We start from the raw sequence: 26,651 nt of genomic DNA on the forward strand, positions 1-26,651 counted from the left end.
GACCGGGATCAGGCCGATTCGACCGCCGTGATCATGTTGATGGGCAGCGTGCGCTCGACGCCCGCCGACTGGTCGGCGGCGCGCAGCCGCCCGGCGCTCACCGAGACCGGGAGCAGCGTGAAGGTGCGCACCTGGCCGCGCGCTTCGGCGGTGACCCGCACGGGGCTGCGGTCGCGGATCGCGAGCTCGAGTCGGCGGGTGAAATCACCCGTGCCGGGTTCCGAGCGCGCCGCGGTGAAGACGCGGTCGACCAACGCGTCGAGAGGAGACGGGGCGCGATCCGGTTCGGATCGTGCGGCGCTCGCCGGCGCGGCCGCGTCTGGGAGCGAAGTCGAGACCGGGCGCCCCTCGCTCCGTGCGCTGCCCGTGTCGTGCAAACCCGCCACGCGCGACGAGGCGTGATACCGCGCGTCGGCGAGTGCGGCGAGCACATGGTCGGGGCTGAGACGCGAGTACAGCACCGTGTCGGTCGAACGCGCTCGCTGCAGCTGCAGGTGCTGCAGCGAGCGATCCACGAGGATCGTCGAGGCGAGCTCCGCGCGGGCGAACGAGAGGCGGGTGCGACCCTCGTCGCCGACGTACTCTCCGACCACGATGCCGCCGACGCGTTCGCCCAGCGAATCGAGCAGGTATTCGAGCGGCTGCGGGATGCCCGTGAGGGAGATGCGCGAGAACGCGTCTCTGGCCGTTGCAGGGGTGAGGCCCCGCTCGTAGGCCTCGGTGATGGAGGCCTCGCTGATGCGCCGCGTCGACGCCACGCCGATGTGCTCGGGGCGGGCGAGCGCGGCGATCACGGCTTCGTCTCCCGGCGGCAGCGGGCCGGGCACCACCACGCTCAGGTCGGGCTGGACGTACACGCCCGCGGCCGTCTCCGGCATGGCCGACGCGACTTCGGCGTCGACGTCCTCTCCGACGAGCAGCGCATCGGCGACCGGCGTCAACCGGCCGTCGACGCTGAGGCCGAGGTACTCGGCGATCCGCACGAAATCGTCGACTGCGGCGAGATCGGCGGAGGGAAGCAGGGGGTACTCGGCCGGGATCGCTGCGGCGAGCGCTCGCACATCGTTCTGCGCCGGTGATGCCGCAGCCCACTCGGTTCGGAGCGGAGACGGCATCGCGTCGGTCGCGGCCCGAGCGACGGCGACCCACCGGTCGACGTGCGCGCGGGTCAGCCAGCTGCTCGACGCGGCGGCGGAGATGAGGAGCTGATCATCGACGAGTGCGGTGATGAGGTCCGCGCGCATGAGCGCGCCGAGCGCGAGCGATACCTCGTCGGCTTCGATCCCCGTCGCATCGGCGAGATGCTTCACCGTCGCGACCGCGATGCTTCCCGAGCGATTCAGCTTGCCCGGTCGGTCGCGCAGCATGCGCAGGCACTCCGCGCACTGCCCGACGGCGGTCAGCGCAGACGTGAACCAGGCGCTCGTGTCGACCTCGGAGTCGAGGTCGGCCGTGCCGGGTTCGTCGGAGTGAGGAGCGCTCGCGGTACCGGCTTCGGCCAGTGCGTCGTCGAGCACGGATATCACCTCCGGCAGGCTCACTGCGGCGTCGCCATCGCGACCGAGCAGACCGATGCCGAGCAGCTCGTCGACGAGCGCCGCGTCGGCGGAATCCGGATCGCGGACGGCGGCGAGGCGCGCGCGGTCGAGGGGCGCGAGCGCCCGCGCGACCGAGTCGGGCTTCAGCAGATCGGAGGCGAGCCCGATCGGGTCGATGATGCTGGCGTGCGCCTGGGGGCGCCGGGTGCGCACGAGTGCAGCGAGGGTGTCGCGATCCATCTCCGCGAGGGCGGAGGCGAGCGCGAGTGTGCCGCTCATCAGCGAATCCGACCTAGCGGCCGGAGAGCTTTCGGGTTTCTGCGCGGCGGCGACGCTGGCTCAGGATCAGCAGGGCGATCAACAGCACGAAGCCGATGGGCAACCCGATCATCGAGATGCCGTACACGATCGGCCACAGGCCTTCGGCGAGCGCGAAGCGGTCGTTCATCCCGACGATGAGGGTCGCGAAGAAGGAGAGGAGCGCCACCGCGATGATGGTGAGAGACGCATATGCGAGGATCCGCTCGAGGATCGACGGCGTGCTGGGTTCAGTGGACATCCGCTCCATTTTATCGGGATCCCGGCTCCGCGCGAGGGCAAGATGCACCGCTAGAATTGGCTGAATGCTCGGGGGTCCGCGCTCGCGAACGGGCGTGAGCGGAACGCGGAGTATCCCGATGAGACGGAGAGGAACGAGGCATGCCGAACGGCAAGGTCAGGTTCTATGACGAGGACAAGGGCTTCGGGTTCATCCAGGGGGATGACGGTGCGCAGGTGTACCTGCACGCTTCGGTCGTGCCGGCCGACGCCGATATTCAGGCGGGAACGCGCCTGGAGTACAGCGTCGCGGATGGCCGGCGCGGCCCGCAGGCGCTGTCGGTGCACGTGCTCGACACCCCGCGTCTCGCCAAGCGCAGTCGCAAGTCGGCCGACGAGATGGCGGTGATCATCGAGGACCTCGTGAAGCTGCTCGACGGGCTCGGCGAGCGGCTCAAGCACGGTCAGTATCCCGAGCGCACGCAGTCGCGCAAGGTCGCGACGATGCTGCGGCGCGTAGCGGATGATTTCGATGTCTGAGACCGAGCTCTCGCCCGATCCCGTGCTGCTCGCAGCGCGCGATCAGGCGCGCGCGGCTCTGGCCGAGATCACCGACCCGGCGATGATCGGGGCCGAGGTCGGGCACGAGATCGAGGACGCGCACGTGCTCACGCTGCTGTTCGAATGCCGGCTCGCCGGCTATCCGGGCTGGAGGTGGGCGGCCACGCTCGCGCGTACGAGTGAGGACGCTCCGGTGACGGTGCTCGAGGTCGAGCTGCTTCCGGGCCCGGACTCGGTGATCGCGCCGGACTGGGTGCCGTGGTCGGAGCGGCTCGCTCAGTACCGGGAGGGGCACTCGAAGCAGTCGGCGGAATCGTCGGACGACGGCGATGACGGCGACGAGCTCGAAGACACCGGCGACGACCTCGCGAACGATTTCGAGGACGACCTCGACGGAGTCGACCTCGATGAAGCGGACGACGACTTCGACGGCGAGGCCGGCGCGGGTGACGCCGACGACGACGGCGACGATGATCCCGACGAGGACGATGCCGACGAGGACATCGACGACGACGCCGACGACACGGAGCTCTTCGACGAGGACAGCGACGACGTCGACGATGATGAGGACGCGGACGACGACTCCGAGGACGATTCCGAGGGCGACTCCGAAGAGGAGTAGTACGGCCTCACGAGCGGCGCCCTCGACCCCGTTCGGGTCGGGGGCGTTCTGCATGCCGCGCGGGAGCACCGGTACGGGGACGAGGACGCATCGACGCCGTTGATCGGCATCGCGCCGCCCGAAATACGTAATTCTCCCGGATCCCGTTTCTCGCTCCGCTGCCTAGCGTGACTGCCACGGGGGTCGGAGATGACGTCGAGGATGACGGCATCGCCCCTGTGAGCGGGGCGAAACGGAGACGTCATGCACCATCGGCACACTTCGGGGTTCGGAACGCGGGCGGTGCGGTCGGCACGAGCTCGATCGATACGGCCGGCTGCGGGAATCCGCCGCAGGGGTACGAGATCGGCCGCAACCGCAGTCGTGGTGGGCGCGGTCCTCCTGCTCGGGGCCGGGCCGGCACTCGCCTCGGAGGCTGTTCCGGTCGAATCCGGCGCCGCCGGCGCCGCCGAGATCGCCGACGCCCCCGGAGCCGGCGCAACCGGCGATCCCGCTGCGACCCCGGGCGCGCTGCGCTGGATCGCCGTGGACGCGAGCGGCGCCGCCGTCGCGGGGGCCGTGTTCGACGTGCAGGGCCCGCGAGACGAATCGATTCCGGATGACGGCGGCGAAGCGCAGTGGGCGACCGCGGTGTCTGCGACGATCGCGGACGGGTCCGCGAACGACCTCGATGGCGAGCCGGCGTCACTCATGCTGCAGCGGTTCGGCGCCGATGCCGATCCTGCGATCTCCGTGGACGTGCGGGCCGGCGACACCTACCGCCTTCGTGCAGCCGGCGACTCGGAATGGCAGCAGGTGACCGCCGCAGATCCCGGCGCCGCGGCGACGCCCGTCGTTGTAGCCGCAGTGCAGGAGCCTGTGGAGCAGGAGCCGATCGAGGAGGAGCCGATCGAGGAGGAGCCGATGGAAGGGGAGCCGTCGGCTGCCGAACCCGAGGCTCCAGCGCCGGAGGGCGCCGAATCGGAGCCCGGTCGAGTTCAGCAGCGCTCCGTCAAGGACCTCCGCCTCGACGCGCAAGCCGGGGGAACGACCACGCTGCGCATCACGAAGATCGGCGATCGCACGGGGCCCGGGCTCACGGCCGGATCCCCGGTACCCGGCGCGACCTACGAGGCGTACGCGTCGACCGCGGGGTCTTCGGCTCGACCGACCGGGCCGTCGCTGGGGTCGTGCATCACGAATGCTCAGGGCATCTGCACGATCACCGTGCCGAACGCGCATCCTCAGGGCGTCTGGGTGCGGGAGACCGCGAGTCCCGCCGGGTGGCGCGCGATCGGCAGCCTGGGTACGGGCGCGTACGACCAGGGGAAGGCCGTCACGCCGTATCAGTTCCGCGTCGCCGTCGGCACGGGCTCGCAGAACGTGACGCGCAACGTCACCGCGGATCGCAATCTCCCGAGCACTTCGGTGAGCGACGCATGGGTCGACGTTCGCGACAACCCGCGGTTCCCCGAAGTGTGCGGCATCTCGATCGCGATGGTCTTCGATACGTCGACCTCGATCAACGGAAACGAGATGACGCAGTTCAAGAATGCCGCGAAGAACTTCGTCGGCGCTTCAGGGCTCGGCGGCACGCCCTCGCGGGCGACCATGTTCAGCTTCAGCACCACCGCGGGAGTGCTGAACGGCGGCACGGCGTACAACCTCTCGGTTCCGGGGTCGGCGGCCGGCAACTCCGGGTACCTCGGCGCGGCTCAGCGGATCCAGGCGGGCCTGCCCTCCCAGGGCGACGGGTTCACGAACTGGGATGCCGCGCTTCGGCTCGTGCAGGCGACCGGGGCGTATGACATGGTGCTGATGCTGACGGATGGCGATCCGACGACCTACGGGCCGGGAACGACGACCGACACCGACGTGCAGTTCCGCATGGTGGAGCAGGCGGCGATGTCGGCGAACGCGATCAAGGCCACGACCGGTCCCAGCGGGTCCGCGACCAAGATGCTCGGCGTGGGCGTCGGCCTGAGCGCCAACTCCCACCTCAACCTCCAGGCGATCACCGGGCTGAGCGAGGGCAACGACTACTTCCTCTCGTCGGGGTTCGCCTCCCTGCAACAGACGCTGCAGCAGATCGCGACGAAGAACTGCGCCAGCAGTGTCACGGTGATCAAGGAGACGCGAGCCGCCGATGGCACGCTCATCGATGACAATGCGCCCGGGTGGAACTTCACCGGGCAGCTCGACGTGCCCGATCGTGCGCCGGTGGCGCAGACCACCACCGAAACGGGCACGAACTTCTCGCTCGTCTTCCCCGACACCGCGAACCGCACGTTCACCGTGAGTGAGGTGCAGCAACCCGGTTTCACGTTCGAGAGCGCGAGGTGCACGAACGCCGCAGGGCCGGTGACCCAACTGGCGAACGGGTTCTCCGTGCCGGTGAACGGCGCACTCATCACGAGCTGCACGATCGTCAATCGGCAGGATCCCCCGACCGCCGAGCTCACACTCGTCAAGCGGGTCGAGAACGCGCACGGCGGCACGAGCGATGTAGATGATTGGACGCTGACCGGGGCCGGGCCCAGCACGATCAGCGGCAAGACCGGTCAGCCCGCCGTGACCCGGGCCACGGTCGCCCCGGGAACGTACGCCCTCACGGAGTCGGGCGGCGCCGGGTATGCGCCGAGCGCGTGGAACTGCGTCGATGGCGCGACCTCGCTCCCGGTGTCGGCGGCAGGGGCGTTCTCGGTTCCGAACGGCGGATCCGTGACGTGCACGATCACGAACCGCGACCTCCCCGGAGGGGTGCGATGGACCAAGACCTCGGAGATCGGCGGCGAGGTGCTCGCGGGTTCGGTCTGGAGCATCACGGGGCCCGGACCCGATGCGGAGAGCACGTCCATCACCGACTGCACCAGCGCGCCGTGCACCGGCCCCGATGTCGATCCCGAGCTCGGCGCATTCGCACTCGAGGGGCTCGACTGGGGCGACTACACGGTGACCGAGACCGAGGCTCCGCCCGGGTACGTCGGCGGTGCTGAATTCGCGTTCGCCGTCACCGCCGAGAACGCGGGCACGATCATCGACCGCGGTGCGATCACGAATGCTCAGCAGCCGGGCGTCGCACTTCCGCTGACCGGCGGCCTCGGCTCGCAGCTCTTCACACTCGGCGGCCTCGGGATCGCGGCAGCCGCGATCCTCACCGCGTTCATCGCGCATCGGATGCGCATGCTGCGCGCCCGAATCACCGCTTCCATAACCCCAGCACTGTGACACGGGAACGCGACGAAGCGTCCCACAGAGAGGAAAACATCATGAAACGTGCAGAACGTCACTCGTTCGCGAGGCGCGCGCTCGCCGCAGTCGGGGCCGCGGCCCTGGCGCTGCTCGGCGCAGTGTCCGTCGGCTCGGCCGCGCAGGCCGTCGCTGCTCCCGACATCTCGAACATCGTCGGCACGACGGGAAGCCTCACCATCCACAAGCACGCGGGCGACCCGGGCTCGGCCGGCGACGGCACGGTCGTCACCTCGCCCGCGAGCGTTGAAGCGCTCGGCGCGGGGCTCGACGGCGTGCAGTTCAGTCTGCAGCGAGTGACCTACAACGGTTCGGCGATCGATCTGACCACCGCTGCCGGATGGGACCAGGCGCAGGGCGCCACCTCCGCGAACGTGTCGACGGCGCCGTACGGTCTCGTTCCGGCGGCCACGCCGTCGGTGACCACGGCCGGTGGCGGCGTTGCGACGGCCGACGACCTCCCGTTCGGTCTCTACCTCGTCGTCGAGACCGACCCGGGCCCGAACCCGGTCGTCTCGCCCGCCCAGCCCTTCCTCGTCTCGGTGCCCTACCCCGAAGCCTCGGACAGCTCGTGGTTGTACGACGTGCACGTCTATCCGAAGAACAAGCTCAACACGACCGTTCCCACGAAGACCGTCGCAGACCCCGAGGGTCTCGTGCTCGGTTCGACGGTGAACTGGACCGTGACGGCGCCCGTCCCCGCATTGGGAATCGGCGACACGTACCGGAAGTTCGTGGTCACCGATCAGCTGGACACCCGTCTCACACTGTCCGCGGTCGCCGTCGCGCTCGACGGCGAACCTCTGACGCTCGGCACTGATTACACATTGCAGCCCGCTGCCCTCCCCGCGCCGAACGGCCCCAACACCGTCGTGACGCTCACCCCGGCGGGGCTCGAACAGCTCGCTGGGAAGTCGGCGGTGACGGTCGAGCTCTCGACGCAGGTGACGGCGCTGGGAAGCGGCGAGACCGGTGGCAAGATCTCCAACCGGGCCGTTGTCAATGTGAACGACTCGATTCGCGAGACCGACCGTCCGCAGACGAACTGGGGGCCGCTGCGCATCGTGAAAACCGCGGCTCAGCAGCCGAACCGCACGCTCGTCGGCGCCGAGTTCACCCTGCACGAGACGAAGGGCGGCCCCGAGGTCGCCGGTGTCGGTACGCTCACCAGCGATGCGAACGGCGTCGTCTCGGTCGCGGGGCTCTGGGTCGGGAACGGTGCGACGCTCACCAAGACGTACTGGGTGCGAGAGACGCAGGCCCCGGCCGGGTACGTGCTGCCGGCGGGGGACGCCGCTTGGACGCAGGTGACCGTGACTGCGGGCGACGCCGCGAGCGTCGCGGCGGTCTCGATTCAGAACACGCAGCAGCGCGGCCTGAACCTGCCCCTCACCGGTTCGACGGGCACCACGGCGTTCATGGCCGGGGGAGCGGCTCTGATGCTCATCGCCGTCGGTTCGGCACTGACCGCGGCGAGGCGCAAGCGGGGCGCGCAGCGGTAGATCATCAGACCCGGAGCCGGGCGAGAACGCCCGGCTCCGGCCCAGCTGGGAGAGGAGGGGACGTCATGAGCATCACGCTGGAGGATCGCGGAGCGCGTCGCGCTCATGCAGCGCCGACCGCCCGTCAGCGCGTGCCGTACGGCGCCACCGCCGCATGCCTGCTCGCGCTCGTCGGGGTCATGGTCTTCCTCTACCCCTCCGCCGCGGCCTGGTTCTCGCAGCTCGAGCAGTCGCGGGTGATCAGCAGCGTCGGGTCCGAGGTGCACGGCGAAGCGGGCGGGGCGCTCGCGGCCGAGATCTCCCGTGCGCAGTCGTACAACGATGCGCTGGTCGCCGGGGCGCTGCTCGCGGAGCACGCCAACGTGCCGGAGGCGACCGGGGTCTCGACCGCGGCTGGGGCCGATGCCTACGATCGGCTCCTCAGAGCAGACGCGGAAGGGGCGATGGGCCGTCTGCGCATCCCGTCGATCGCCCTCGATCTTCCGATCTATCACGGCACCGATGACTCGACGCTGCGGCGGGGCGTCGGCCACCTCGAAGGCACCTCGCTTCCGGTCAGCGGAGCGTCGCAGCACAGCGTTCTGACGGCCCACCGCGGGCTTGCGACGTCGGAGCTGTTCACCCACCTCGACCGGGTGCGCGTCGGCGACACGTTCACGGCCGAGGTGTTCGGCGAGGTGCTCGTGTACCGCGTCGTCGAGAGCCGGGTCGTGCAACCCGACGAGACCGAATCCCTCGTTCCGCAGCACGGCGCCGACCTCATGACGCTCGTCACCTGCACGCCGCTCGGCATCAACAGCCATCGCATTCTGGTGACCGGAGAACGCGTCCTCCCGACGCCGCAGGCCGAGATCGACCGCGCGGGCGAGACCCCGAACGTGCCGGGGTTCCCGTGGTGGGCGCTGGCCGCTCTCGGCAGCGCAGCCGCCGTCGGCGTGTATCTGGCGTGGGCGAGCCGTCGCGGCGCATACCCGGCGCGGCCTCCGGAGAGGAGCGAGTTCACGACACATAGCTGAAAGACCGGGGCGCCCGCGGCCTTCCTCCGCATCGACGCCCCGAAACAGAAGCGGATCCGCGGCTGCGAGTGCCGCCCGGCCGTGCCGGAGCGATCGCAGCCCCCGCTTCCCGTCGGGCCCGGAACTTACCCCCTATGCATCCGGGCCCGACGGTCTGCGCGGCGCAGCTCCATCGCGCCGCCGGGGCGAGCGGAGACTCGTGGCCTTCAGCCCAGCCGCTCGAGCACGTAGTCGATCGACGTGACGAGAGCGCGCACGTCATCCGGGTCGATCGCCGTGAACGTGGCGATGCGCAGCTGGTTGCGCCCGAGCTTGCGGTACGGCTCGGTGTCGACCACGCCATTTGCGCGCAGCGCGCTCGAGATGGCGGCAGCATCCACGGTCTCATCGAAGTCGATCGTGACGACGACCTGTGAGCGGTGATCCGGATCCGAGACGAACGGAGTGGCGACCGAGGTGCGCTCCGCCCACTCGTAGAGCACGCCGGACGACTCGGCCGTGCGGGCGGCCGCCCACTCGAGACCGCCGTTGGCGTTGATCCAGCGCACCTGCTCGTCCATCATGCCGAGCGTCGCGAGCGCCGGGGTGTTGAGCGTCTGGTTCTTCCGCGAATTCTCGATGGCTCCGGCGAGATTCAGCGTCTCGGGAATGTAGCGCCCCGAAGCGGTGACGCGTTCGATGCGCTCGATCGCGGCGGGGGAGACGAGGGCGAACCAGATGCCGCCGTCGGAGGCGAAGTTCTTCTGCGGGGAGAAGTAGTAGACGTCGACCTCCCGCGCGTCGAAGTCGATGCCGCCGGCGCCGCTGGTCGCGTCGACGACGGTGAGCGCGCCGGCGTCTCCGGCCGCACGTCGCACGGGCGCCATGACGCCCGTGGACGTCTCGTTGTGCGGGTACGCGTAGACGTCGACGCCGCCCACAGGCTCCGAGGCGGAACGGGATCCGGCATCGGCCGCACGCACATCGGGCTCCTCGAGGAACGGAGCCGCGCTCGCCGCCTTGGCGAACTTCGCTCCGAACTCGCCGAACGTCAGATGCTGGCTGCGGCGCTCGATGAGCGAGTGCACCGCCGAGTCCCAGAACGTCGTCGCACCGCCGTTCGCCAGAAGGATCTCGTACCCCTCCGGCGCACGGAAGAGTTCGGCGAGACCCGAGCGCACGCTCCCCACGAGGTTCTTCACCGGAGCCTGGCGGTGCGAGGTGCCGAGAACGCCTGGCTGCAGCGAACCGAGGAACGCGAGCTGCTCGTCGCGCACCTTGGAGGGGCCGCAGCCGAAGCGTCCGTCGGCGGGCAGAAGCTCAGTGGGAATCGTGATGTCAGCCATGAGCGCAATTCTATCGAGCGCGGGCCGCCCGGACCGCGTCGCGAGGGCGCGATGGCCTAAGCTGGACGACGGACCCGAAAGGACGGCGATGACGGATCTGATCGACACGACCGAGATGTATCTCCGCACGATTCTGGAGCTCGAGGAGGAAGGGATCGTCCCCCTGCGCGCTCGTATCTCAGAGCGCCTCGGTCATTCGGGCCCGACCGTGTCGCAGACCGTCGGACGCATGGAGCGCGACGGCCTCGTCGTGGTCACCGACGATCGACGCCTCGAGCTGACGATCGACGGCCGCAGCAAAGCGGTGCACGTCATGCGCAAGCACCGTCTCGCAGAGCGGCTGCTCGCCGACGTGATCGGCCTCGAATGGGCGTACGTGCACGAGGAGGCGTGCCGCTGGGAGCACGTGATGAGCGAGCAGGTGGAGCGCAAGCTGCTGGGCATCCTCGGCAATCCCACCGAGTCGCCCTACGGCAACCCCATCCCGGGGCTCGACGAGCTGGGCGCCGTGCGCGCCGGCTCCTTCCAGACCGGTGTGACGGGGCTCACCGAACTGCTCATCGACCCGGACGCCACGGTGGTAGCCCGAATCAAGCGGTTGGCCGAACCGCTGCAGGTCGATCCGGAACTGCTCGAGCAGCTCGCCGCTGCGGGCGTGCTCCCCGGGAAGAAGGCCTTTTTCAGTCGCAGCGGGCACACCGTCCACGTCGAGGTCGAGGGATCGAACGAGGCGATCGACCTGCCGACGGAGGTCGCCGCACACATCTTCGTCTCGCAGTAGATCCGTCTCGCAGTAGATCCGTCTCGCAGGAGAGACCGCACCCCCGAGGAGTCGACATTGACGTTGCTCACCCCTGACGCCCACCTGCACGACGTCGCCGAAACCGTCGCCCGGCGGAGCGCCGCCGAGCCCGAGTTCCTGCAGGCGGTGCGGGAGGTGCTCGAAATGCTCGAGCCGGTGCTCGCCGAGCGCCCCGAGTACATCGAGGCAGGGATCCTTGAGCGACTCGTGGAGCCCGAGCGTCAACTGATCTTCCGGGTGCCCTGGACGGACGATGCGGGGCGCGTGCGCGTGAACCGCGGGTACCGGGTGCAGTTCAACTCCGCACTCGGCCCCTATAAAGGGGGACTCCGCTTCCATCCGAGCGTGAATCTGTCGGTCGTGAAGTTCTTGGGATTCGAGCAGATCTTCAAGAACGCGCTCACCTCGCAGCGCATCGGCGGGGGCAAGGGCGGATCGGACTTCGACCCGAGCGGCAAGAGCGATGCCGAGGTCATGCGCTTCTGCCAGAGCTTCATGACGGAGCTGGTGCATCACATCGGCGAGCACACCGACATTCCCGCCGGAGACATCGGAGTGGGCGGCCGGGAGATCGGCTACCTGTTCGGGCAGTACCGCCGCATCACCCAGCGCTACGAAGCCGGCGTGCTGACCGGCAAGGGAATCGGCTGGGGCGGCGCGGAGGTGCGCACCGAGGCGACCGGGTACGGCGCGGTGTTCTTCGCCGAGGAGATGCTGCTGCGCGCGGGCGAGGGGATCGAGGGACGTCGCGCGGTCGTCTCCGGCTCGGGCAACGTCGCGACGTACGCGATCGAGAAGATCCAGCAGCTCGGGGGCACGGCGATCACGGCATCCGACTCGAGCGGGTACATCGTCGACGAGCGCGGCATCGACGTCGACCTGCTGAAGCAGATCAAGGAGGTGGAGCGCGCCCGCATCTCCGAGTACGCGGAACGCCGGCCGGGGGCGCACTTCGTGTCGACGGGTTCGGTGTGGGATGTCGCGGGCGAGCTCGCATTCCCGTGCGCGACCCAGAACGAGCTCGACGGCGAGCACGCCCGCAGGCTCATCGCCGGAGGGTTGCGAGCCGTCGCCGAGGGAGCGAACATGCCGGCGACGCCGGAAGCCGTCGCCCTGTTCCGCGACGCCGGTGTGCTCTTCGCCCCGGGTAAGGCGGCCAACGCCGGAGGCGTGGCGACCTCGGCGCTCGAGATGAGCCAGAACGCCGCGCGCTCGCGGTGGGACCGCGACAAGAGCGAGTCGCGCCTGCGCGACATCATGCGCGATGTGCACGCGTCGACCTACGCAGCTTCGGAGCGGTACGGGCGGGCCGGCGACTACGTGCTCGGCGCGAACTCCGCGGCGTTCGAGACGGTCGCTGACGCCATGCTCGCGCAGGGCGTCATCTGATTCGCTTTCGCTCGGTATCGAGATATCGTGCGGCTCCGTGAAGCGCATAGAGCCGCATGTTTCAGCGGTACTTGAAGGTTTCGTGACCTGAGCGTGACATATTCGTGATGTTCGGTTACCCTTGAACGGTCGCGGCCCGAACGGGCTGCAACTGACGCAGACACCAGTTGGCAACAGTTAGGCAGATATACACGTGACTCAGCACTCCAGCACGGACGTCGTGCTTCCGAGCGAGCTCGTCGGGAAGACCCCGTCTCGGGCGAAGCGGATCGTACAGATGGCCGGCGCAGCTGCACTGAGCCTGGGCATGGTCGGCACGTTCTCCATTCCGGCGTACGCGACGAGCCCCGCCCCCGAGGGTCTCCCCGACGGGTTCCTGGCCGCGCAGACGCTGCAGACGAACAACGCCGAGACCGTGGCGAACGTGGTCCAGACGGCCGAGGGCAGCGATGCTACGGCGACCGCCGCCGAGAAGAAGGCAGCTGACGATAAGGCAGAGGCTGAGGCAGCCGAGGCCGAGGAGCTGGCCGCCGAGCAGGCGGCGGCGCAGGCCGCGCCCGCCGAGGCCGGCGCTCCCGCAGCCAGCGAAGAGCCCGCAGCTCCTCAGGAAGGCGACGTGCCTCCGGGAAGCGGCGCTCAGGGCATCGTCGACGCGGCGCTCGCTCAGCTCGGCGTCAACCAGGACTGCACCGCTCTCGTCGAGAAGTCGCTCCGCGCGGTCGGCATTCCCGCCGGCGACCTCGGCACGCAGGTGCACGAGTACACCGCACTCGGCGGCACCGTGGTCACGAGCGGCAACTACGCTCCCGGTGACATCCTCGTCTTCCCCGGCCAGCATGTCGGCGTCTACATCGGCAACGGCCAGGCCGTGCACGGCGGTTGGGGCGGAACGACCCGCATCGGGCCGATCGCTCCCGGTGGCGAGACCGGCCTGACGGTGGTGCGCTTCTAACGCGAACGGGTACACACGTGAAAGCGGGCGGGGTTTCGACCCCGCCCGCTTTCGCGTTCCCTCCGCCTCTCCCCCCCCCCCCCAAATCTGCGAGCGGGGTCACTTCGGGAGTGTGTCGGCGTCGCGGCGCATCGCAACACACTCCGAAAGTGACCCCGCTCGCACTGGGTGAAGGGGGAGGGGTCGGTGCGCTAGACTCGCATGGGCCCGTTCAACGGAGCCTCGCCCCGGTAGCTCAGTGGATAGAGCACTTCTCTCCTAAAGAAGGTGTCGTAGGTTCGATTCCTATCCGGGGCACCCTCGTGCAGGGCGCGGATCGCGCGAACTGCGGCGATCGCGCGAACTGCGATGATCGCGCCTACTCCTGCGCGTCCGAGTTGCGTGAGTCGCCCGAGCCGCTTCCGCGCCGCGCGGAGAACGCGATGACGCCGCCGAGTACGCCGAATGTGAGGCCGAGCGCGATCCACAGGCCGACATTGTCCATCAGCGTGCCGATGATCACACCGGCGATCAGTCCGAACGGAACCCCGTAAGCAACGTAGAGGGCGAGCTTCTCGTCGTCCTTCGACTCCTCGCGGTCGTGCTCCTCCTGCTCAGCCATACTTCGAGGGTAGCCGCCAAGTCTCGCCGGGCACAGCACGAATGCGGCGCCGGGAACGACGCAGCCCCTCCGCGCGGGAAGCGCGAAGGGGCTGCGGTCCGGTCGGTGTCGGGCTACGCTGCGGCGCGAGCCGCCTTACCCGCGCGCACACGGAACCACAGCGCGAGCTCCTTCGCCGCACGCCCCGTGGTGAGAGCGTCGGGCGACTGCGCGATATCGGCGAACGAGTCGCGGAAGCCGGGGAGCACCGTGGAGGACTGATTCTTCATCGGCTGGTAGCCCATGGTCCACTCGTCGAACTGACGCTCGAGCGTCAGCTCGTCGATGAGGATGCGCACGTTCGTGTGCCGCGGATCCTGCCCGATGCGTTCCATGAGCGCGGTGACCTCAGACGGAGGGCCTTCGAGGAACTGGATGAACTGATCGTTCTTGTAGAGCAGGATGCCGGTGATGCCGACCGACTCGTTGTGCGCACGTGCCTGGACGAGGAGGGCGTCGAGGTCCTCCTGGTAGAAGCGGGTGATCGCCTCGCTCGAGTAGACGAGTGAGCGCAGTGTCCCTTCGGGCAGGGGCACGCTTCCGGTGGTGGGATGTGACTCAGGCAACGGTGGCCGCCCCTTCCTCTGATGGCTGCAAGGATTCGAGTGCGTGCATCGCTTCCGCGAGCGAGGCGTACTCGCCGACGGGTCGCGAGTACATGTCGCAGACGACGTTCTTCGTCTCGGCTTCCACATCGACGTAGCCGAGAAACTCTCCACTCCGGCTCCCGACGTAGAAGCCGGCTTCGACCTCGGCCCAGACGACGTCGGTGTTCGGGGGGCTGATCGTGCTCATGACCTGAGCCTTCCTGCGACCGCTTCGATCGGCGCCGAGCTGGCGCAGCGGGTGGCCATCGGCGTACCCCGGTCGCCCGACAAGTGTATCGGCGACCGCCCTCGGAGGGGAGGGCGCGCCGGTTTGTCAGGCGCTCTCAGAGTTCGCGGTCGCATGGGAGATCAGCACTTCGGCCGCGCGACGCGCGTGCTGGGCGGCAGACGGGTCGTTGCCGATCGCCGCGGTGCTCTGGGCGCCCTCGGCGAGAATCGAGAGCTGGGCCGCAAGCAGTTCGGATCCCCCGGCGGCGCGCACCAACCCCGCCATGTATCGCTGGAAGGACGCCTTGTGATCCTGCACGATCTCGGCGACGTGCGATTGCGTGCCGCCGAGCTCCCCGAATGCGTTGATGAAGGCGCACCCGCGGAATGCGGGATCGCGGAACCAGCCGTCGAGGTAGTCGAACACGGCGAGCAACCGGCTGCGGGCGTCGTCGCCTGTTGCGGCCACGCGCTCGGAGAGGCCGCTCTCCCACTCCCGGTGCCTGCGCGCGAGCACCTCGGTGATCACCGCGTCCTTCGAGGGGAAGAGCGCGTAGAGGCGTCGCAGGGAGACGCCGGCACTCGACCGGATTTCATCCATTCCCACGGCGGAGAAGCCCTTGCGGTAGTAGAGATCCTCCGCGGTGCTCGCGATGCGCTCGCGTGCTTCGTCCTCATCCATATTTCCAGTGTACTTGACAGAGAACGCTCGTTCTCGTACAGTGAAACCCGAGCGAGAACGATCGTTCTCGCCGGAAGGAGGAGCACATCATGGGGTACATCACCGTCGGCACCGAGAACAGCGCCCCGATCGAGCTGTACTACGAGGATCAGGGCAGCGGGCAGCCCGTCGTGCTGATCCACGGCTATCCGCTGAACGGGCACAGCTGGGAGCGACAGACTCGCGAGCTCCTCGCGTCCGGCTACCGCGTCATCACCTATGACCGCCGCGGGTTCGGCAACTCGTCGAAGGTGAACGAGGGCTACGACTACGACACCTTCGCCGCCGACCTCAACACCGTGCTCGAGACGCTCGATCTGCGCGACGTGGTGCTCGTGGGCTTCTCGATGGGCACCGGGGAACTCGCGCGCTATGTCGGCAGGTACGGCCACGAGCGCGTCGCAAAGCTCGCGTTCCTCGCGTCGCTCGAGCCCTTCCTCGTGCAGACGGACGACAACGCCGAGGGAGTGCCGCAGAGCGTCTTCGATGGGATCGCAGAATCGGCGAAGGCCGATCGGTACGCCTGGTACACCCAGTTCTTCTCCGACTTCTACAATCTCGACGACACGCTCGGATCGCGCATCAGCCAGGAGGCCGTGACCGGCAGCTGGAACGTCGCGACGTCGAGCGCGCCGGTCGCGGCGTACGCGGTCGTGCCGACGTGGATCGAGGACTTCCGCGGCGATGTCGACGCAGTGCGGGAGAGCGGCAAGCCGACCCTCATCCTCCACGGCACGGCGGACAACATCCTCCCGATCGATGCGACTGCGCGTCGCTTCAGCAAGCTCGTGCCGAACGCCGACTACGTCGAGGTCGAGGGGGCGCCGCACGGTCTGCTGTGGACGCACGCCGAAGAGGTGAACGCGGCGCTCGCGACCTTCCTCGCGAAGTAATCAGGCGGAACGAGCGGCGCGGTCCATCAGTCTGCGCCGAATGGCGGATCGATCAGCAGATTGGCTCGCTCCGAGAGGAATGTGCTGAGGGCCGGCGCACCCGAGAGCGGGGCGCCGGCCCTCCAGCGCACCCGAACCTCTCCCGCTTCGAAGCCCACTGCTCCGTCGCCTGAGAGCGCCGCGCGGGTCGCGGGCGACGCGGCGTCGAGCGGAACCGGGACGGCGTCGTAGTTCACGGCATCTCCGACCGCGTACCCGCCGCGCAGCGCGGATGCGGCGATCTCCCGCCGCTCCTCCCGCGACACCGATTGGTAGCCGGGTCGTCCGCGCTCCGCCGCTCGCGTGGCGTGCCCGAGCTCGAAGAGCTCGCCCGAGGCGGTGAGCAGCAGTGCTCCGATGCGCCAGGCCTCGCCCATCGGACGCATGGCGGCGGGCTTCATGCGCAGGAACCGTCGGCGCGGCGGAACGTACTCGGCCAGGTACTCCCGCGCAACGGCCGATGCGGTGAGGCGCGCGGCCGTGGCGACGCATGCCGCTCGAGCGCGCTCGACGGCCGCCTCGAACGCAGGAGTCGCGGGTCGCTCGGAGGGGGCCGGCGACACCGGGGGATCAGAGGGCTCGGACACCCGCACAGTGTAACGCCGGGGCGGAACGGACACTAAGCTCGGTCTGATGAGCTCCGTGCAGGCCGTTCACCGCTTCAGCCGCGATGCCATCATCCGTGCGATGCTCCTGGTGCTCGTCGGTGCGACGGGGGTGCAGCTCTCGGCGGTCTTCGCGGTCGGACTCTTCGAGCCGCTCGGCGTGCTCGGTACCAGCTCGATGCGCCTCGCCATTGCGGCCGTCATCCTGGTCGTTCTCTTCCGTCCGAAGCTGCGCGGGCGATCCCGCGCCGAGTGGCTCGGGATCGTGCTCTACGGCGTCGCGATGGCGGCGATGAACGCGATGCTCTATCTCGCGGTCGATCGCCTTCCGCTCGGGATCGCCACGACCCTCGACTTCCTCGGCCCGTGCGCGGTGGCGCTGTTCGCCTCCCGCCGCGTGCGCGAGGGACTGCTGGCGGTCGTCGCTCTGCTCGGGGTTGCGCTGATCGCGGGATTCGGCGGACCGCTCGATCCGCTCGGCATCGTCTTCGGGCTGCTCGCGGGGGCGTCGTTCGGCCTGTACACCCTGCTGGCCGCCAGGGTGGGGCATGCGAGCGGCGGCTTGCAGGGGGTCGCGCTGTCGGTCGTGGTCGCTGCGATCCTCACCCTGCCGTTCTCGGTTCCCACGATTCCGCTGATCGCACCTCCGCATCTGCTGCCGCTGATCGCATCGGCGCTCCTCGGCACTGCACTCGCGTTCACCGTCGATACCCTCGCGGGCAGGCTCACCTCGGCCCGAGTGCTCGGCGTATTCTTCGCATTCGATCCGGTCGTGGGCACGATCGTGGGCGCGCTGCTTCTCGGTCAGGTGCTGTCTCCGGTCGCGCTCGGGGGCGTCGCACTCGTCGTGCTCGCCGGCGCGGGCATCGTCTGGTCGGCCGGGGGAGGGGCGGCCGAGCGTGGTGGACCTCCCGAGCGGGCTCCCTGACTCGCAGGCCGCGGCCGACGTAGACTGGGCGAATGAGCCAGAACGCCGGTCAGGAGTCGCTCGAGATTGAGCGCAAGTACGAGGTCGCGGCGGATCTCCTGCTGCCGCCCGCATCCGCCTTCTCAGAGGTGGGGCTGCATGCTGCGTCGCCGATCACGTACGAGCTCTCGGCCATCTACTTCGACACGAGTGACGCAGATCTGGCGCGACGCGGGCTCGCGCTGCGAGTGCGGCACGGCGGGGCGGACGCGGGATGGCACCTGAAGCAGCGCGGGGATGATGGCGTGCGCGAGCTCTACTGGCCGCTGAGCGACGAGATGCCCGATGGGTTGCGCTCCGAGCTGCGGGAGCGGATCGGCGGCGCGGCAGACGCGATCGCCCCGATAGCCGAGCTCAGCACGGAGCGCACGGTCGTCGTGCTCGCCGATGAGGGTGGTGCGGAGCTCGTCGAGGTCGCGGATGACCGCGTGGAGGCCTTCGACCGCGTCACCGGCATCGCGCGCGTCTGGCGCGAATGGGAGGCGGAGCTCCTGCCCGGTGCCCCGCGAACCGCCCTCGACGTCATCGAGCCGGTGCTGCTCGGTGCCGGCGCATCGCCGTCGCTCAGCGTTGCGAAGATCGCGCGCGCGACGGGGCGGCTCGTCGAGGCGGCGCGGCACGGGGGAGCCGACGCGGAACGGATCGAGGCGCTCGAGGCGCTCGACCGGGCGGATCGAGCCGCCGCCAGTGCCGATGCTGATCCCCGAGTGGAAGGAGCGCCCGAGTGAGCCGGAAGTCGAACTCCCGCGAACGGAGCACCCCGTCCTCCGAGCCGCCGTCGCCGCGTGCGCGGCGCAAGCAGATCATCGTCGGTCTCGTGATGGGGGCGATCATGGGCGTCGTGCTCGGCGCTCTGACGCAGTTCTGGCTCTGGCTTCCCGCCGGGCTCGCCATGGGGCTCGCGACCGGAGCCATCATGAAGCCCCCGAGCGATCAGACATGAGCGCCCAGTCGGCGCGCTGAGTCGAACCTGCTGATTCCGCGAGAAAACGCGCCGAGATGTTGCGGATTCGGCGAGTTTACTCCGTGCGCGCGCATGATTGCGTCGAAATGAGACGATCAGGTGGTGTACACGGCAGCGTGAATGTGCGAGGATCGTCACGGACATCGAGGACGAGGAATCCATGCACCCCACCATTTTCGAAACGCAAGCACCCGCAGCGCACGTGATCGACGACGCGCTCGCCGATACGAAGTTCTCCTGCTTCTGGACGGACGACGTGGCGGCCCGGGCTCCGAAGCATCCCGAGCTCAGCGGAGACCAGCAGGTCGACGACGCCGTGGTCGGCGGCGGCTTCTCGGGGCTCTGGACGGCGATCAAGCTCAAGACCGAGCACCCGGATCGTCGGGTCGTGCTCATCGAGGCAGTGCGCATCGGCTGGGCGGCGTCCGGGCGCAACGGCGGGTTCTGCGAGGCCAGCATCACGCACGGCGAGCCGAACGCGGAATCGCGGTGGCCCGACGAGACGGGCACGCTGCGTCGCATCGGCTACGAGAACCTCGACGCGATCGAGCGCTTCGTCACCGAGCACGGCCTCGATGTCGACTTCGAGCGCAACGGCGCTCTGTCGGTCGCGAACGAGCCGTATCAGGTCGAGTGGCTCGGCGAGAGCGAGGACGAGCACGTCGTCACCCTCGACCGCGACGCTGTGCAGCAGCGCATCGCTTCGCCGACGTTCCTCGGCGGCGAGTTCTCGCCGAGTGAGAACGCGAACATCCACCCCGCGAGGATGGCGCTCGAGCTGGCCCGGCATGCGGCCGAGATCGGCGTCGAGATCTACGAGGGGTCGCCGGTGCAGAAGCTCGACGGATCGGCCGAGGAGCCGATCCGCCTCACCATCGCGAACGGCAGCGCGGTCGTAGCGGAGCGCGTCGCGCTGTGCACGAACGTGTTCCCGTCGCTGCTCAAGCGCTATCGCTTCCACACGATTCCGGTGTACGACTACGTGCTGATGACGGAACCCCTCACCGACGAGCAGCTGGCGTCGATCGGGTGGGAGGGGCGCGAGGGGCTCTCCGACCTCGCGAACCAGTTCCACTACTCCAGGCTCACCAAGGACAACCGCATTCTCTGGGGCGGCTACGATGCGGTCTACCACGCCGGCGGTCGCATCAAGCGCGAGTACGAGGATCGCATGGAGAGCCACCGCAAGCTGGCGAGCCACTTCTTCACGACCTTCCCGCAGCTCGCGGGCGTCAAGTTCTCCCATCGCTGGGCGGGCGCGATCGATTCGAGCACGCGCTTCTGCGCCTTCTTCGGCCAGGCGCACGGCGGCCGGGTGCAGTACGTGTCGGGCTTCACCGGTCTCGGGGTGGGGGCCACGCACTTCGCGGCCGACGTGATGGTCGACCGCTTCGAGGGCCGCGTCACCGAGCGCACCGAGCTCGAGATGGTGAAGCAGATGCCGCTGCCGTTCCCGCCCGAGCCAGCCGCGTCGATCGGGGTCAACCTCTTCCGCTGGTCCTTCGATCGGGCGGATCACAACGGGGGCAAGCGCAACCTGTTCCTCAAGACGATGGACGCCGTCGGATTCGGATTCGACTCGTGAGCGAGTTGCTGCCCGAGGGTCGCAACGCCGCCCTGCACGGCACCCGTCTCGATGTCGCACTCGATGCCGTCGACGCCGAGGAGACGGTCGCCGGGAGCCCGCACCAGGGCATCGCGGAGCTCGGCGGGATCGGCGGCGCCGAACTCGGGGTCTGGGAGCTGCGCGGCGGCACCGTCACCGATACGGAGGTCGACGAGATCTTCATCGTGCTCAGCGGCGGGGCCTCGATCGAGCTGCTCGAGGTTCCGGGTGCGCCCGAAGAGGCCGGCCGCGTCTTCGACGTCGCTGCAGGCGACATCATGCGGTTGGCAGCGGGAACCAGGACGCGGTGGACGGTGACCGATCACATCCGCAAGGTCTACGTCGCGGAGGCCTCCGGGGAGTGATGCGGTGACGCGCTGATCCGCTCGACCCGGCCGGAGCGAGCGCATCGCCCGCCGAGCACTAGGATATGAGCTTGGCTGTGCGCTCGAAGGGGTGGTCGCGCAGCGCATCGCGATCCGGAACCCCTGAGGAGCACCGATGGCACTCACCTGGAAGCAGCACGGAGACGGCTCGCACGTCGCGCCGGAGGCGATCGTACTGCCCGAGGAGCGGTTGAGCTGGCTGCGCACCATCGGCTTCGGGGCGCAGCACGTGGTCGCCATGTTCGGCGCAACCTTCCTCGTACCGCTGCTCACCGGCTTCAGCCCCACCGCCACGCTGTTCTTCTCCGGTCTCGGCACGCTGCTCTTCCTGCTGATCACCGGCAACCGGCTGCCGAGCTACCTCGGCTCCTCGTTCGCCTTCATCGCACCGATTCTCGCCGCGACCGCCGGCGGCGACCCCGAGAATCCCGACCTCGGCCGCGCGTCGTTCGGCATCCTCGCGATCGGCGTGCTCATGGCCGTCGTCGGCCTCTTCGTGCACCGCTTCGGATCTGGATGGATCAACGCGCTGATGCCGCCGGTGGTCATGGGTGCGATCGTCGCCCTCATCGGCTTCAACCTCGCGCCCACGGTGAAGAACAACTGGAACGCGACCGAGCTCTCGGGGTGGGTCGCGCTCATCACGATCACCGCGGTGCTGCTCATCACGGTGCTGTTCCGCGGCCTTCTCGGCCGACTCTCCATCGTGCTCGGCATGGTCGTCGGGTACGTCTCGGCTGCGTTCATGGGCGAGCTCGATTTCTCGAAGGTCGCCGATGCTCCCTGGCTCGGCCTGCCCACCTTCCACGCGGTGGGCAACCCGTTCTCCGACCCGACGCTCTGGGGGCTGCTGCCCGCGTTCCTGCCCGTCGTGCTCGTGCTGATCGCCGAGAACGTCGGCCACGTGAAGAGCGTCGGGCTGATGGTGAAGCGCGACCTCGATCCGCTCACGGGGCGGGCGCTTCTCGCGGACGGCGTCTCGACGATGCTGGCGGGCTTCGGCGGGGGATCGGGCACCACCACCTACGGCGAGAACATCGGCGTGATGGCCGCCACGCGTGTGTACTCCACCGCCGCCTACTGGGTGGCGGGCGTCTTTGCCGTGCTGCTGAGCTTCTCTCCGAAGGTCGGCGAGATCATCTTCTCGGTGCCCTCGGGCGTGCTCGCCGGGGTGACGGTCGCGCTGTACGGCCTCATCGGTCTGATCGGCGTGAAGATCTGGATCGACAACCGCGTCGACTTCTCGAAGCCGATCAATCAGTTCTCGGCTGCCGTGCCGCTCATCGTCGGCATCGCCGATTTCACTCTGCAGATCGGTTCGGTGCTCTTCAACGGCATCGCGCTCGGCACGATCGCCGCCGTCGTCGTCTACCACCTGATGCGCGGGCTGGCGAAGGTGCGCGGCGGCGAAGTGCGGGTGGCCGACCCCGTGGTGACCGGCGCATCGCGCGACTGAGACGGCGACGCGCCGCGAAACTCCGGGAAATCAGCGCTGATTCCCCGGAGTTCTGCGTAGGGTGGCGGTGTGTGGAGTGTAGATCGGTTACGGCGACCCGAAAAGGGCCGCGGCGCGGAGAGCGCCGAGTCATCTTCCACGCGCGCGAACGGCGTGGATTCGGAAGGGGGCTCCAATGCCCCGGAGCCCTCGGATCAGCCGGTGAACGAGGGTGCGCTCGCAACGGCGCCCGCACCCGCGCCGCGCGATGAAGCCGATCTCGCAGCGGAGTTGAGCGGACCGGTGTCACTCGTGGATGCGTACGCGGACGAACACGCGGACTGGCGCCGCGAACTGGCGAGCATCGGCGGGAAGAATGCGCTGCTGCACTTCGACGATCGACCCGCGAACCGCATCGAGCTCTCCACGACGCACCCGGGCGGGCTTCCGCAGTTCATCACGGGCAACAAGATTCTCCTCTCCGCTCTGATCCGCGACGATCTCGCTCTGCGCCATGCGCGCGCGGCTGCCGGGCGCGTCACCGATAAGGCCATCGAGATGCGCACCGTTCGCGGCCTCGAGACGGTCAACCTCGGCGTCGGAATCGCCAAGTGGGAGTTCGAGGGCGAGGAGTTCTGCGCCCCCGTGCTGCTGCGCCCGCTCGCGATCCGCCGCTACGGGCGTGACTTCGAACTCAAGTTGAAGCAGTTCCCCGTCGTCAATTCCGAGCTGATCCGCGCGATGCGCGAGCAGTTCGGCATCAGCGTCGACGCGCGCTCCCTCATCGAGCTGTCGCAGTCGGAGGGGGTCTTCAAGCCGCAACCCGTTATCGATCGCCTGCGCCAGATGGCCGCCGGCGTGCCGGGGTTCGTCGTGCAACCGCGTCTGGTGGTCTCGTCCTTCCACAACGTCGCGCAGTCGATGGTGTCCGACGCGAAGGATCTCACCTCTCCCGTTCTCGCCGCCGTCTGCGGCAATGAGCCGGCCAAGCGTCAGCTCGCCGCGGCGTACCGTCCCGTGACGGCGACGCCGCCCGACGATCGCTCGCCCGACACCGACCGGTCGCTCTACGATGCGGACGCCGAGCAGGATGATGTGCTGGCGCAGATCGACGCGGGCCACTCGCTCGTCGTCCACACGCTCCCCGGTACGGGGGGCACGCAGACGGTCGTCAACGCGATCGGCAACCTCGTGCGCGCCGGCAAGCGCGTGCTGGTCGTCTCTCCGCGACGAGCCACGCTCGACGGCATCACCCATCGACTGAGCCGTGTGGGTCTCGCGGGCCTGTCGGTGAGCCCTCGGCGTCTGCGCCGGAATCTGGTCGAGTCGATCAGCCGCAACGAGAATGCGCGCACCGAGCACCTGCGCGATGTCGACGAAGCACTCGTGCGGCTGCGGGGCGTGCTGCTCGACTATCAGTCGGCGCTCGCCGCCCCCGACGAGCGCTTCGGCGTCTCTCCGCTCGACGCGCTGCGCAAGCTCACGGCACTCTCGCTGGAGGAGCGGCCGCCGAGCACCACGGTGCGCCTCGACGACCAGGCGCTCGGGCAGCTCACGCTCGATCGCACCTCGGTCGCCGAAGCACTCACCGAGGTGGCCCGTCTCGGGCAGTTCCAGTACGGCCCCGAGGATTCTCCGTGGTACGGCGTGAGCTTCGCGACGACGGAGGAGGCGCGCTCGGCGTACGGCACCGCCGTAGATCTCGCGGAGTCGCAGCTGCCGCGACTGATCTCGATGTCGAACGAGCTGGTGGGGCAGACGTCGATGCGCCCGTACGAGACGATCGCCGAGCTCGGCGTGTACCTCCGTCTCCTCATGGGCATCCGCGAAACGCTCGACCGCTTCACCCCCGAGGTCTACGACCGCTCGCTCACCGAGGTCATCGCCGCGCATGCGCCGCGGGGCGACGACGAGATGTCGGCCGCGAACAAGCGTCGTCTGCGCAAACTCGCCCGCGAGTATGTGCGCCCGGGCGTGCACATCTCCGACATGTACTCCCGCCTGGTGCAGATTCAGCAGCAGCGCGTGCTGTGGCAGCGCTACACGACCGTCGTCGGCGCCCGCCCCGAGGTGCCGCTCGGCATCTCCGACGTCGTGGTCGCCTTCCAGTCGGCGTATCAAGATCTCGACGCGCTCGATCGCGTGCTCGGCACGACGGCAGATGCCGATCGTCTGAAGACGCAGTCGCTGTCGCGGCTGGCGAGTCGCATCTCCGATCTCGCCCGCGAGTCGGAGGTGCTGCAGAACATTCAGGAGCGCACGGCGATCGTCGAGCGCATGCGGTCGGCGCACCTGGAGCCGCTCCTCGACGATCTCTCGGCGCGCCACGTTCCGGCCGAGGACGTCGCCGACGAGCTCGAGCTCGCCTGGTGGCAGTCGGTGCTCGAGCGCATGCTGCAGAGCAATGAGGCGCTGCTGAGCGCCAACACGAGCGTGATCGAGCGGCTGGAGGCCGACTTCCGGCTCGTCGACGACGCGCACGCGGGAGCGAACGGCGCGCTCCTCGCGGCTTCGCTCTCGGACGCATGGCGCATCGCGGTGCTCGACTTCAAGCAGGAGGCGCTCGCCATGCGCGAGGCGCTGCGCAGCGGCTACGTGTCGCCGCACTCGCTCGCGCAGCGCGCTCCGAACCTGCTCGGCGTGCTGGCCCCCGTCTGGACGATGTCGCCCTACGAGGTCGCCATGCTCCCCGATTCGATGCGTTTCGACGCCGTCCTGGTCGTCGACGCTGGGGCGACGACCCTCGCCGAGAACCTCGGCGCGATCCGTCGTGCGGATCAGGTCGTCGCGTTCGGCGACACCATGACGCAGACTCCGTCGCACTTCGATATCGCGGTCGGCGCGACCGATGAGGATCGCGAGGCCGTCGACGCCGACGCCCTGCACCGCAGTTCTGCGTTCGCGCAGCTCGGCGGCGTGCTGCCGACGTTGACGCTGACGCGCAGCTACCGGGCGGGGGGCGAGGACCTCACGAACCTCGTGAACACCCGCTTCTACGGCGGCGCCATCCAGTCGCTGCCGTGGGCCGGAAGCTTCCTGAACCACTCGAGCCTGACGTACGAGTTCGTGCGCGGCGGTCAGGGACTGCCCGACCAGCAGACGGGAGCGGTCGAGAGCACCGATGCCGAAGTCGAGCGCGTCGTGCAGCTGGTGCTGCAGCACGCGAGCGACCGCTCGAGCGAGTCGCTGATGGTGATCACCGCGAGCGAGCGCCATGCCGTGCGGGTGTACCAGGCCGTGCTGCAGGCCTTCTCGAAGTTTCCGCAGTACCGCGACTTCCTGCTCGGCGAGCGCGCGGAGCCGTTCGCCGTGCTCACGCTCGAGCAGGCGACGGCGCAGAGCCGGGATCGTGTGATCTTCTCGATCGGCTTCGGTCGCACGCCGCACGGGCGCGTGCTCTCGAACTTCGGCGGCCTCGGCCGACCGGGCGGGGAGCGGCTCCTCGCGGTCGCGATGACGCGCGCACGTCGAGCGATGACGATCGTCAGCTGCTTCAAGCCGGAGGATCTCGATCGCGCCCGCATCAAGCACGGAGTCGTCGAACTCGCCGAACTGCTCTCGTTCGAGCACCCGGAACCGACGGCGCCGTCGCTCCCCGCGGAGCGCGATCCCATGCTCGGCGAACTCGCGGATCGTCTCGAGGCGCTCGGTCTGACCGTCGCGATGGACTACCGCGGCGCGATTCCGCTCGCGGCCTCGCTCGGCGACCGGGCCATCGCGATCGACCTCGATCTCGGCGCCTCGGGCGAGTACGGCGGCGACAGTCTGCGTGATTCGCTGCGTCTGCGGCCCGCGGTGCTGCGCCGCCTCGGCTGGCACTACCACCGGGTGCAGAGCTTCGACCTCTTCGCCGATCCCGATGAGGTGGCGCTCCGCATTGCGCGCATCGTCGGGTACGAGGCGGGAGAGGGCGCGGCCGAACCGGGTCGCGCATGAGCGCGCACGATCAGGATCAGCCGCGAGGTCGTCGCTCCCGAAGGGCGACGCGGCCGTCAGCGCCGGGCGTGGACGAGCACCCCTCGCTGCATCCGCTGAACGGACGCGCATCCGAAGACCGGCCGGAAGGCTGGGGCGAGAGCGCAGCCGCGGGCGGCTCCTCCTCCCCGCA

24 protein-coding genes and 1 tRNA gene are annotated in these 26,651 nt (G+C 69.1%); 17 read left to right on the forward strand and 8 right to left on the reverse strand.

Annotated elements, in window-relative coordinates; all coding sequences use genetic code 11:
• Window positions 1-8: 8 nt before the first annotated feature.
• Together PQI23_RS01110 and PQI23_RS01115 are read right to left on the reverse strand one after the other, a co-directional pair.
• The gene (locus PQI23_RS01110; protein ID WP_339970764.1) at window positions 9-1,817 is read right to left on the reverse strand and encodes a helicase-associated domain-containing protein; all 1,809 of its coding nucleotides are present in this window, start codon (window positions 1,815-1,817) and stop codon (window positions 9-11) included.
• Between the two features lie 13 nt (window positions 1,818-1,830).
• Complete coding sequence (locus PQI23_RS01115; RefSeq protein ID WP_339970765.1) at window positions 1,831-2,097, reverse strand: hypothetical protein; 267 nt, start codon at window positions 2,095-2,097, stop codon at window positions 1,831-1,833.
• Window positions 2,098-2,237: 140 nt separating this feature from the next.
• Between PQI23_RS01115 and PQI23_RS01120 the strand changes: the two genes are divergently transcribed.
• From PQI23_RS01120 to PQI23_RS01140, 5 genes are all read left to right on the forward strand, one after another.
• Entirely contained in the window at window positions 2,238-2,615 is a 378-nt protein-coding gene (locus tag PQI23_RS01120) for a cold-shock protein (RefSeq protein WP_339970766.1), read from the forward strand.
• A complete protein-coding gene (locus PQI23_RS01125; RefSeq protein WP_339970767.1) occupies window positions 2,608-3,258 on the forward strand; it encodes a DUF3027 domain-containing protein in 651 nt (216 codons plus the stop codon). Before PQI23_RS01120 ends, PQI23_RS01125 begins: the two co-directional genes overlap by 8 nt.
• Before the next feature lie 363 nt (window positions 3,259-3,621).
• The gene (locus PQI23_RS01130; protein WP_339970768.1) at window positions 3,622-6,465 is read left to right on the forward strand and encodes a SpaA isopeptide-forming pilin-related protein; all 2,844 of its coding nucleotides are present in this window, start codon (window positions 3,622-3,624) and stop codon (window positions 6,463-6,465) included.
• 41 nt (window positions 6,466-6,506) lie between these two features.
• Window positions 6,507-7,988, forward strand: coding sequence for a SpaH/EbpB family LPXTG-anchored major pilin (locus PQI23_RS01135; protein WP_339970769.1), 1,482 nt, complete (start codon window positions 6,507-6,509; stop codon window positions 7,986-7,988).
• 65 nt (window positions 7,989-8,053) lie between these two features.
• Window positions 8,054-9,004 carry a class C sortase gene (locus PQI23_RS01140; protein WP_339970770.1) on the forward strand — a complete coding sequence of 317 codons (951 nt, stop codon included), beginning with the start codon at window positions 8,054-8,056 and terminating at the stop codon, window positions 9,002-9,004.
• Window positions 9,005-9,210: 206 nt separating this feature from the next.
• Here PQI23_RS01140 and serC read toward each other — a convergent pair whose 3' ends face one another.
• Window positions 9,211-10,329 (reverse strand): phosphoserine transaminase, encoded by a 1,119-nt coding sequence (gene serC, locus PQI23_RS01145; RefSeq protein WP_339970771.1) that lies wholly within the window; start codon window positions 10,327-10,329, stop codon window positions 9,211-9,213.
• Window positions 10,330-10,417: 88 nt separating this feature from the next.
• Between serC and PQI23_RS01150 the strand changes: the two genes are divergently transcribed.
• The 4 genes from PQI23_RS01150 (at window position 10,418) to PQI23_RS01165 (ending at window position 13,769) form a co-directional block, all read left to right on the forward strand.
• A complete protein-coding gene (locus PQI23_RS01150) occupies window positions 10,418-11,110 on the forward strand; it encodes a metal-dependent transcriptional regulator (protein WP_339970772.1) in 693 nt (230 codons plus the stop codon).
• Window positions 11,111-11,167: 57 nt separating this feature from the next.
• The gene (gdhA, locus tag PQI23_RS01155) at window positions 11,168-12,520 is read left to right on the forward strand and encodes an NADP-specific glutamate dehydrogenase (protein ID WP_339970773.1); all 1,353 of its coding nucleotides are present in this window, start codon (window positions 11,168-11,170) and stop codon (window positions 12,518-12,520) included.
• 193 nt (window positions 12,521-12,713) lie between these two features.
• Complete coding sequence (locus PQI23_RS01160) at window positions 12,714-13,472, forward strand: NlpC/P60 family protein (RefSeq protein WP_339970774.1); 759 nt, start codon at window positions 12,714-12,716, stop codon at window positions 13,470-13,472.
• Window positions 13,473-13,696: 224 nt separating this feature from the next.
• Window positions 13,697-13,769, forward strand: a tRNA-Arg gene (locus tag PQI23_RS01165).
• A 61-nt stretch (window positions 13,770-13,830) separates the two neighbouring features.
• Here PQI23_RS01165 and PQI23_RS01170 read toward each other — a convergent pair.
• The 4 genes from PQI23_RS01170 to PQI23_RS01185 all read right to left on the reverse strand — a co-directional run bounded on the left by PQI23_RS01170 (window position 13,831) and on the right by PQI23_RS01185 (window position 15,609).
• Window positions 13,831-14,073 (reverse strand): hypothetical protein, encoded by a 243-nt coding sequence (locus tag PQI23_RS01170; protein WP_339970775.1) that lies wholly within the window; start codon window positions 14,071-14,073, stop codon window positions 13,831-13,833.
• Between the two features lie 113 nt (window positions 14,074-14,186).
• On the reverse strand, window positions 14,187-14,678 hold the full coding sequence (locus tag PQI23_RS01175; protein ID WP_339970776.1) for a BLUF domain-containing protein: 492 nt from the start codon (window positions 14,676-14,678) through the stop codon (window positions 14,187-14,189).
• Complete coding sequence (locus PQI23_RS01180; RefSeq protein WP_339970777.1) at window positions 14,671-14,907, reverse strand: hypothetical protein; 237 nt, start codon at window positions 14,905-14,907, stop codon at window positions 14,671-14,673. The genes PQI23_RS01175 and PQI23_RS01180 overlap by 8 nt, the downstream gene beginning before the upstream one ends.
• A gap of 126 nt (window positions 14,908-15,033) precedes the next feature.
• A complete protein-coding gene (locus PQI23_RS01185) occupies window positions 15,034-15,609 on the reverse strand; it encodes a TetR/AcrR family transcriptional regulator (RefSeq protein ID WP_339970778.1) in 576 nt (191 codons plus the stop codon).
• Between the two features lie 89 nt (window positions 15,610-15,698).
• Here PQI23_RS01185 and PQI23_RS01190 point away from each other — a divergent pair, with 89 nt between their 5' ends.
• Entirely contained in the window at window positions 15,699-16,541 is an 843-nt protein-coding gene (locus tag PQI23_RS01190; RefSeq protein WP_339970779.1) for an alpha/beta fold hydrolase, read from the forward strand.
• 26 nt (window positions 16,542-16,567) lie between these two features.
• Here the strand turns inward: PQI23_RS01190 and PQI23_RS01195 are convergent, their stop codons facing one another.
• Window positions 16,568-17,167, reverse strand: a complete 600-nt coding sequence (locus PQI23_RS01195; RefSeq protein ID WP_339970780.1) for a hypothetical protein — start codon at window positions 17,165-17,167, stop codon at window positions 16,568-16,570.
• A gap of 46 nt (window positions 17,168-17,213) precedes the next feature.
• On the opposite strand from PQI23_RS01195, the gene PQI23_RS01200 reads away from it, so the two are divergent.
• The 7 genes from PQI23_RS01200 (at window position 17,214) to PQI23_RS01230 (ending at window position 26,479) form a co-directional block, all read left to right on the forward strand.
• A complete protein-coding gene (locus PQI23_RS01200) occupies window positions 17,214-18,113 on the forward strand; it encodes an EamA family transporter (RefSeq protein ID WP_339970781.1) in 900 nt (299 codons plus the stop codon).
• Between the two features lie 32 nt (window positions 18,114-18,145).
• Window positions 18,146-18,880: a CYTH domain-containing protein gene (locus tag PQI23_RS01205; RefSeq protein WP_339970782.1), complete on the forward strand. Its 735-nt coding sequence runs from the start codon at window positions 18,146-18,148 to the stop codon at window positions 18,878-18,880.
• On the forward strand, window positions 18,877-19,095 hold the full coding sequence (locus PQI23_RS01210; protein WP_339970783.1) for an HPP family protein: 219 nt from the start codon (window positions 18,877-18,879) through the stop codon (window positions 19,093-19,095). The genes PQI23_RS01205 and PQI23_RS01210 overlap by 4 nt, the downstream gene beginning before the upstream one ends.
• A gap of 181 nt (window positions 19,096-19,276) precedes the next feature.
• Window positions 19,277-20,701 (forward strand): NAD(P)/FAD-dependent oxidoreductase, encoded by a 1,425-nt coding sequence (locus PQI23_RS01215; RefSeq protein ID WP_339970784.1) that lies wholly within the window; start codon window positions 19,277-19,279, stop codon window positions 20,699-20,701.
• A complete protein-coding gene (locus PQI23_RS01220; RefSeq protein ID WP_339970785.1) occupies window positions 20,698-21,087 on the forward strand; it encodes a cupin domain-containing protein in 390 nt (129 codons plus the stop codon). The genes PQI23_RS01215 and PQI23_RS01220 overlap by 4 nt, the downstream gene beginning before the upstream one ends.
• 136 nt (window positions 21,088-21,223) lie before the next feature.
• The gene (locus PQI23_RS01225; RefSeq protein ID WP_339970786.1) at window positions 21,224-22,564 is read left to right on the forward strand and encodes a uracil-xanthine permease family protein; all 1,341 of its coding nucleotides are present in this window, start codon (window positions 21,224-21,226) and stop codon (window positions 22,562-22,564) included.
• 201 nt (window positions 22,565-22,765) lie between these two features.
• Complete coding sequence (locus PQI23_RS01230; protein ID WP_339970787.1) at window positions 22,766-26,479, forward strand: AAA family ATPase; 3,714 nt, start codon at window positions 22,766-22,768, stop codon at window positions 26,477-26,479.
• The last annotated feature ends 172 nt before the right edge of the window (window positions 26,480-26,651 follow it).

This window comes from Leucobacter sp. USCH14 (assembly GCF_037619215.1).
In the GTDB taxonomy this organism is placed as follows: Bacteria; Actinomycetota; Actinomycetes; order Actinomycetales; family Microbacteriaceae; genus Leucobacter.

Bases quoted from the DNA above. Each gene is read 5' to 3' on its own strand.
- PQI23_RS01110 (WP_339970764.1), bottom strand. From the start codon at position 1,817: ATGAGCGGCACACTCGCGCTCGCCTCCGCCCTCGCGGAGATGGATCGC.
- PQI23_RS01115 (WP_339970765.1), bottom strand. From the start codon at position 2,097: ATGTCCACTGAACCCAGCACGCCGTCGATCCTCGAGCGGATCCTCGCA.
- PQI23_RS01120 (WP_339970766.1), top strand. From the start codon at position 2,238: ATGCCGAACGGCAAGGTCAGGTTCTATGACGAGGACAAGGGCTTCGGG.
- PQI23_RS01125 (WP_339970767.1), top strand. From the start codon at position 2,608: ATGTCTGAGACCGAGCTCTCGCCCGATCCCGTGCTGCTCGCAGCGCGC.
- PQI23_RS01135 (WP_339970769.1), top strand. From the start codon at position 6,507: ATGAAACGTGCAGAACGTCACTCGTTCGCGAGGCGCGCGCTCGCCGCA.
- PQI23_RS01140 (WP_339970770.1), top strand. From the start codon at position 8,054: ATGAGCATCACGCTGGAGGATCGCGGAGCGCGTCGCGCTCATGCAGCG.
- serC (WP_339970771.1), bottom strand. From the start codon at position 10,329: ATGGCTGACATCACGATTCCCACTGAGCTTCTGCCCGCCGACGGACGC.
- PQI23_RS01150 (WP_339970772.1), top strand. From the start codon at position 10,418: ATGACGGATCTGATCGACACGACCGAGATGTATCTCCGCACGATTCTG.
- PQI23_RS01170 (WP_339970775.1), bottom strand. From the start codon at position 14,073: ATGGCTGAGCAGGAGGAGCACGACCGCGAGGAGTCGAAGGACGACGAG.
- PQI23_RS01180 (WP_339970777.1), bottom strand. From the start codon at position 14,907: ATGAGCACGATCAGCCCCCCGAACACCGACGTCGTCTGGGCCGAGGTC.
- PQI23_RS01185 (WP_339970778.1), bottom strand. From the start codon at position 15,609: ATGGATGAGGACGAAGCACGCGAGCGCATCGCGAGCACCGCGGAGGAT.
- PQI23_RS01190 (WP_339970779.1), top strand. From the start codon at position 15,699: ATGGGGTACATCACCGTCGGCACCGAGAACAGCGCCCCGATCGAGCTG.
- PQI23_RS01200 (WP_339970781.1), top strand. From the start codon at position 17,214: ATGAGCTCCGTGCAGGCCGTTCACCGCTTCAGCCGCGATGCCATCATC.
- PQI23_RS01205 (WP_339970782.1), top strand. From the start codon at position 18,146: ATGAGCCAGAACGCCGGTCAGGAGTCGCTCGAGATTGAGCGCAAGTAC.
- PQI23_RS01215 (WP_339970784.1), top strand. From the start codon at position 19,277: ATGCACCCCACCATTTTCGAAACGCAAGCACCCGCAGCGCACGTGATC.
- PQI23_RS01225 (WP_339970786.1), top strand. From the start codon at position 21,224: ATGGCACTCACCTGGAAGCAGCACGGAGACGGCTCGCACGTCGCGCCG.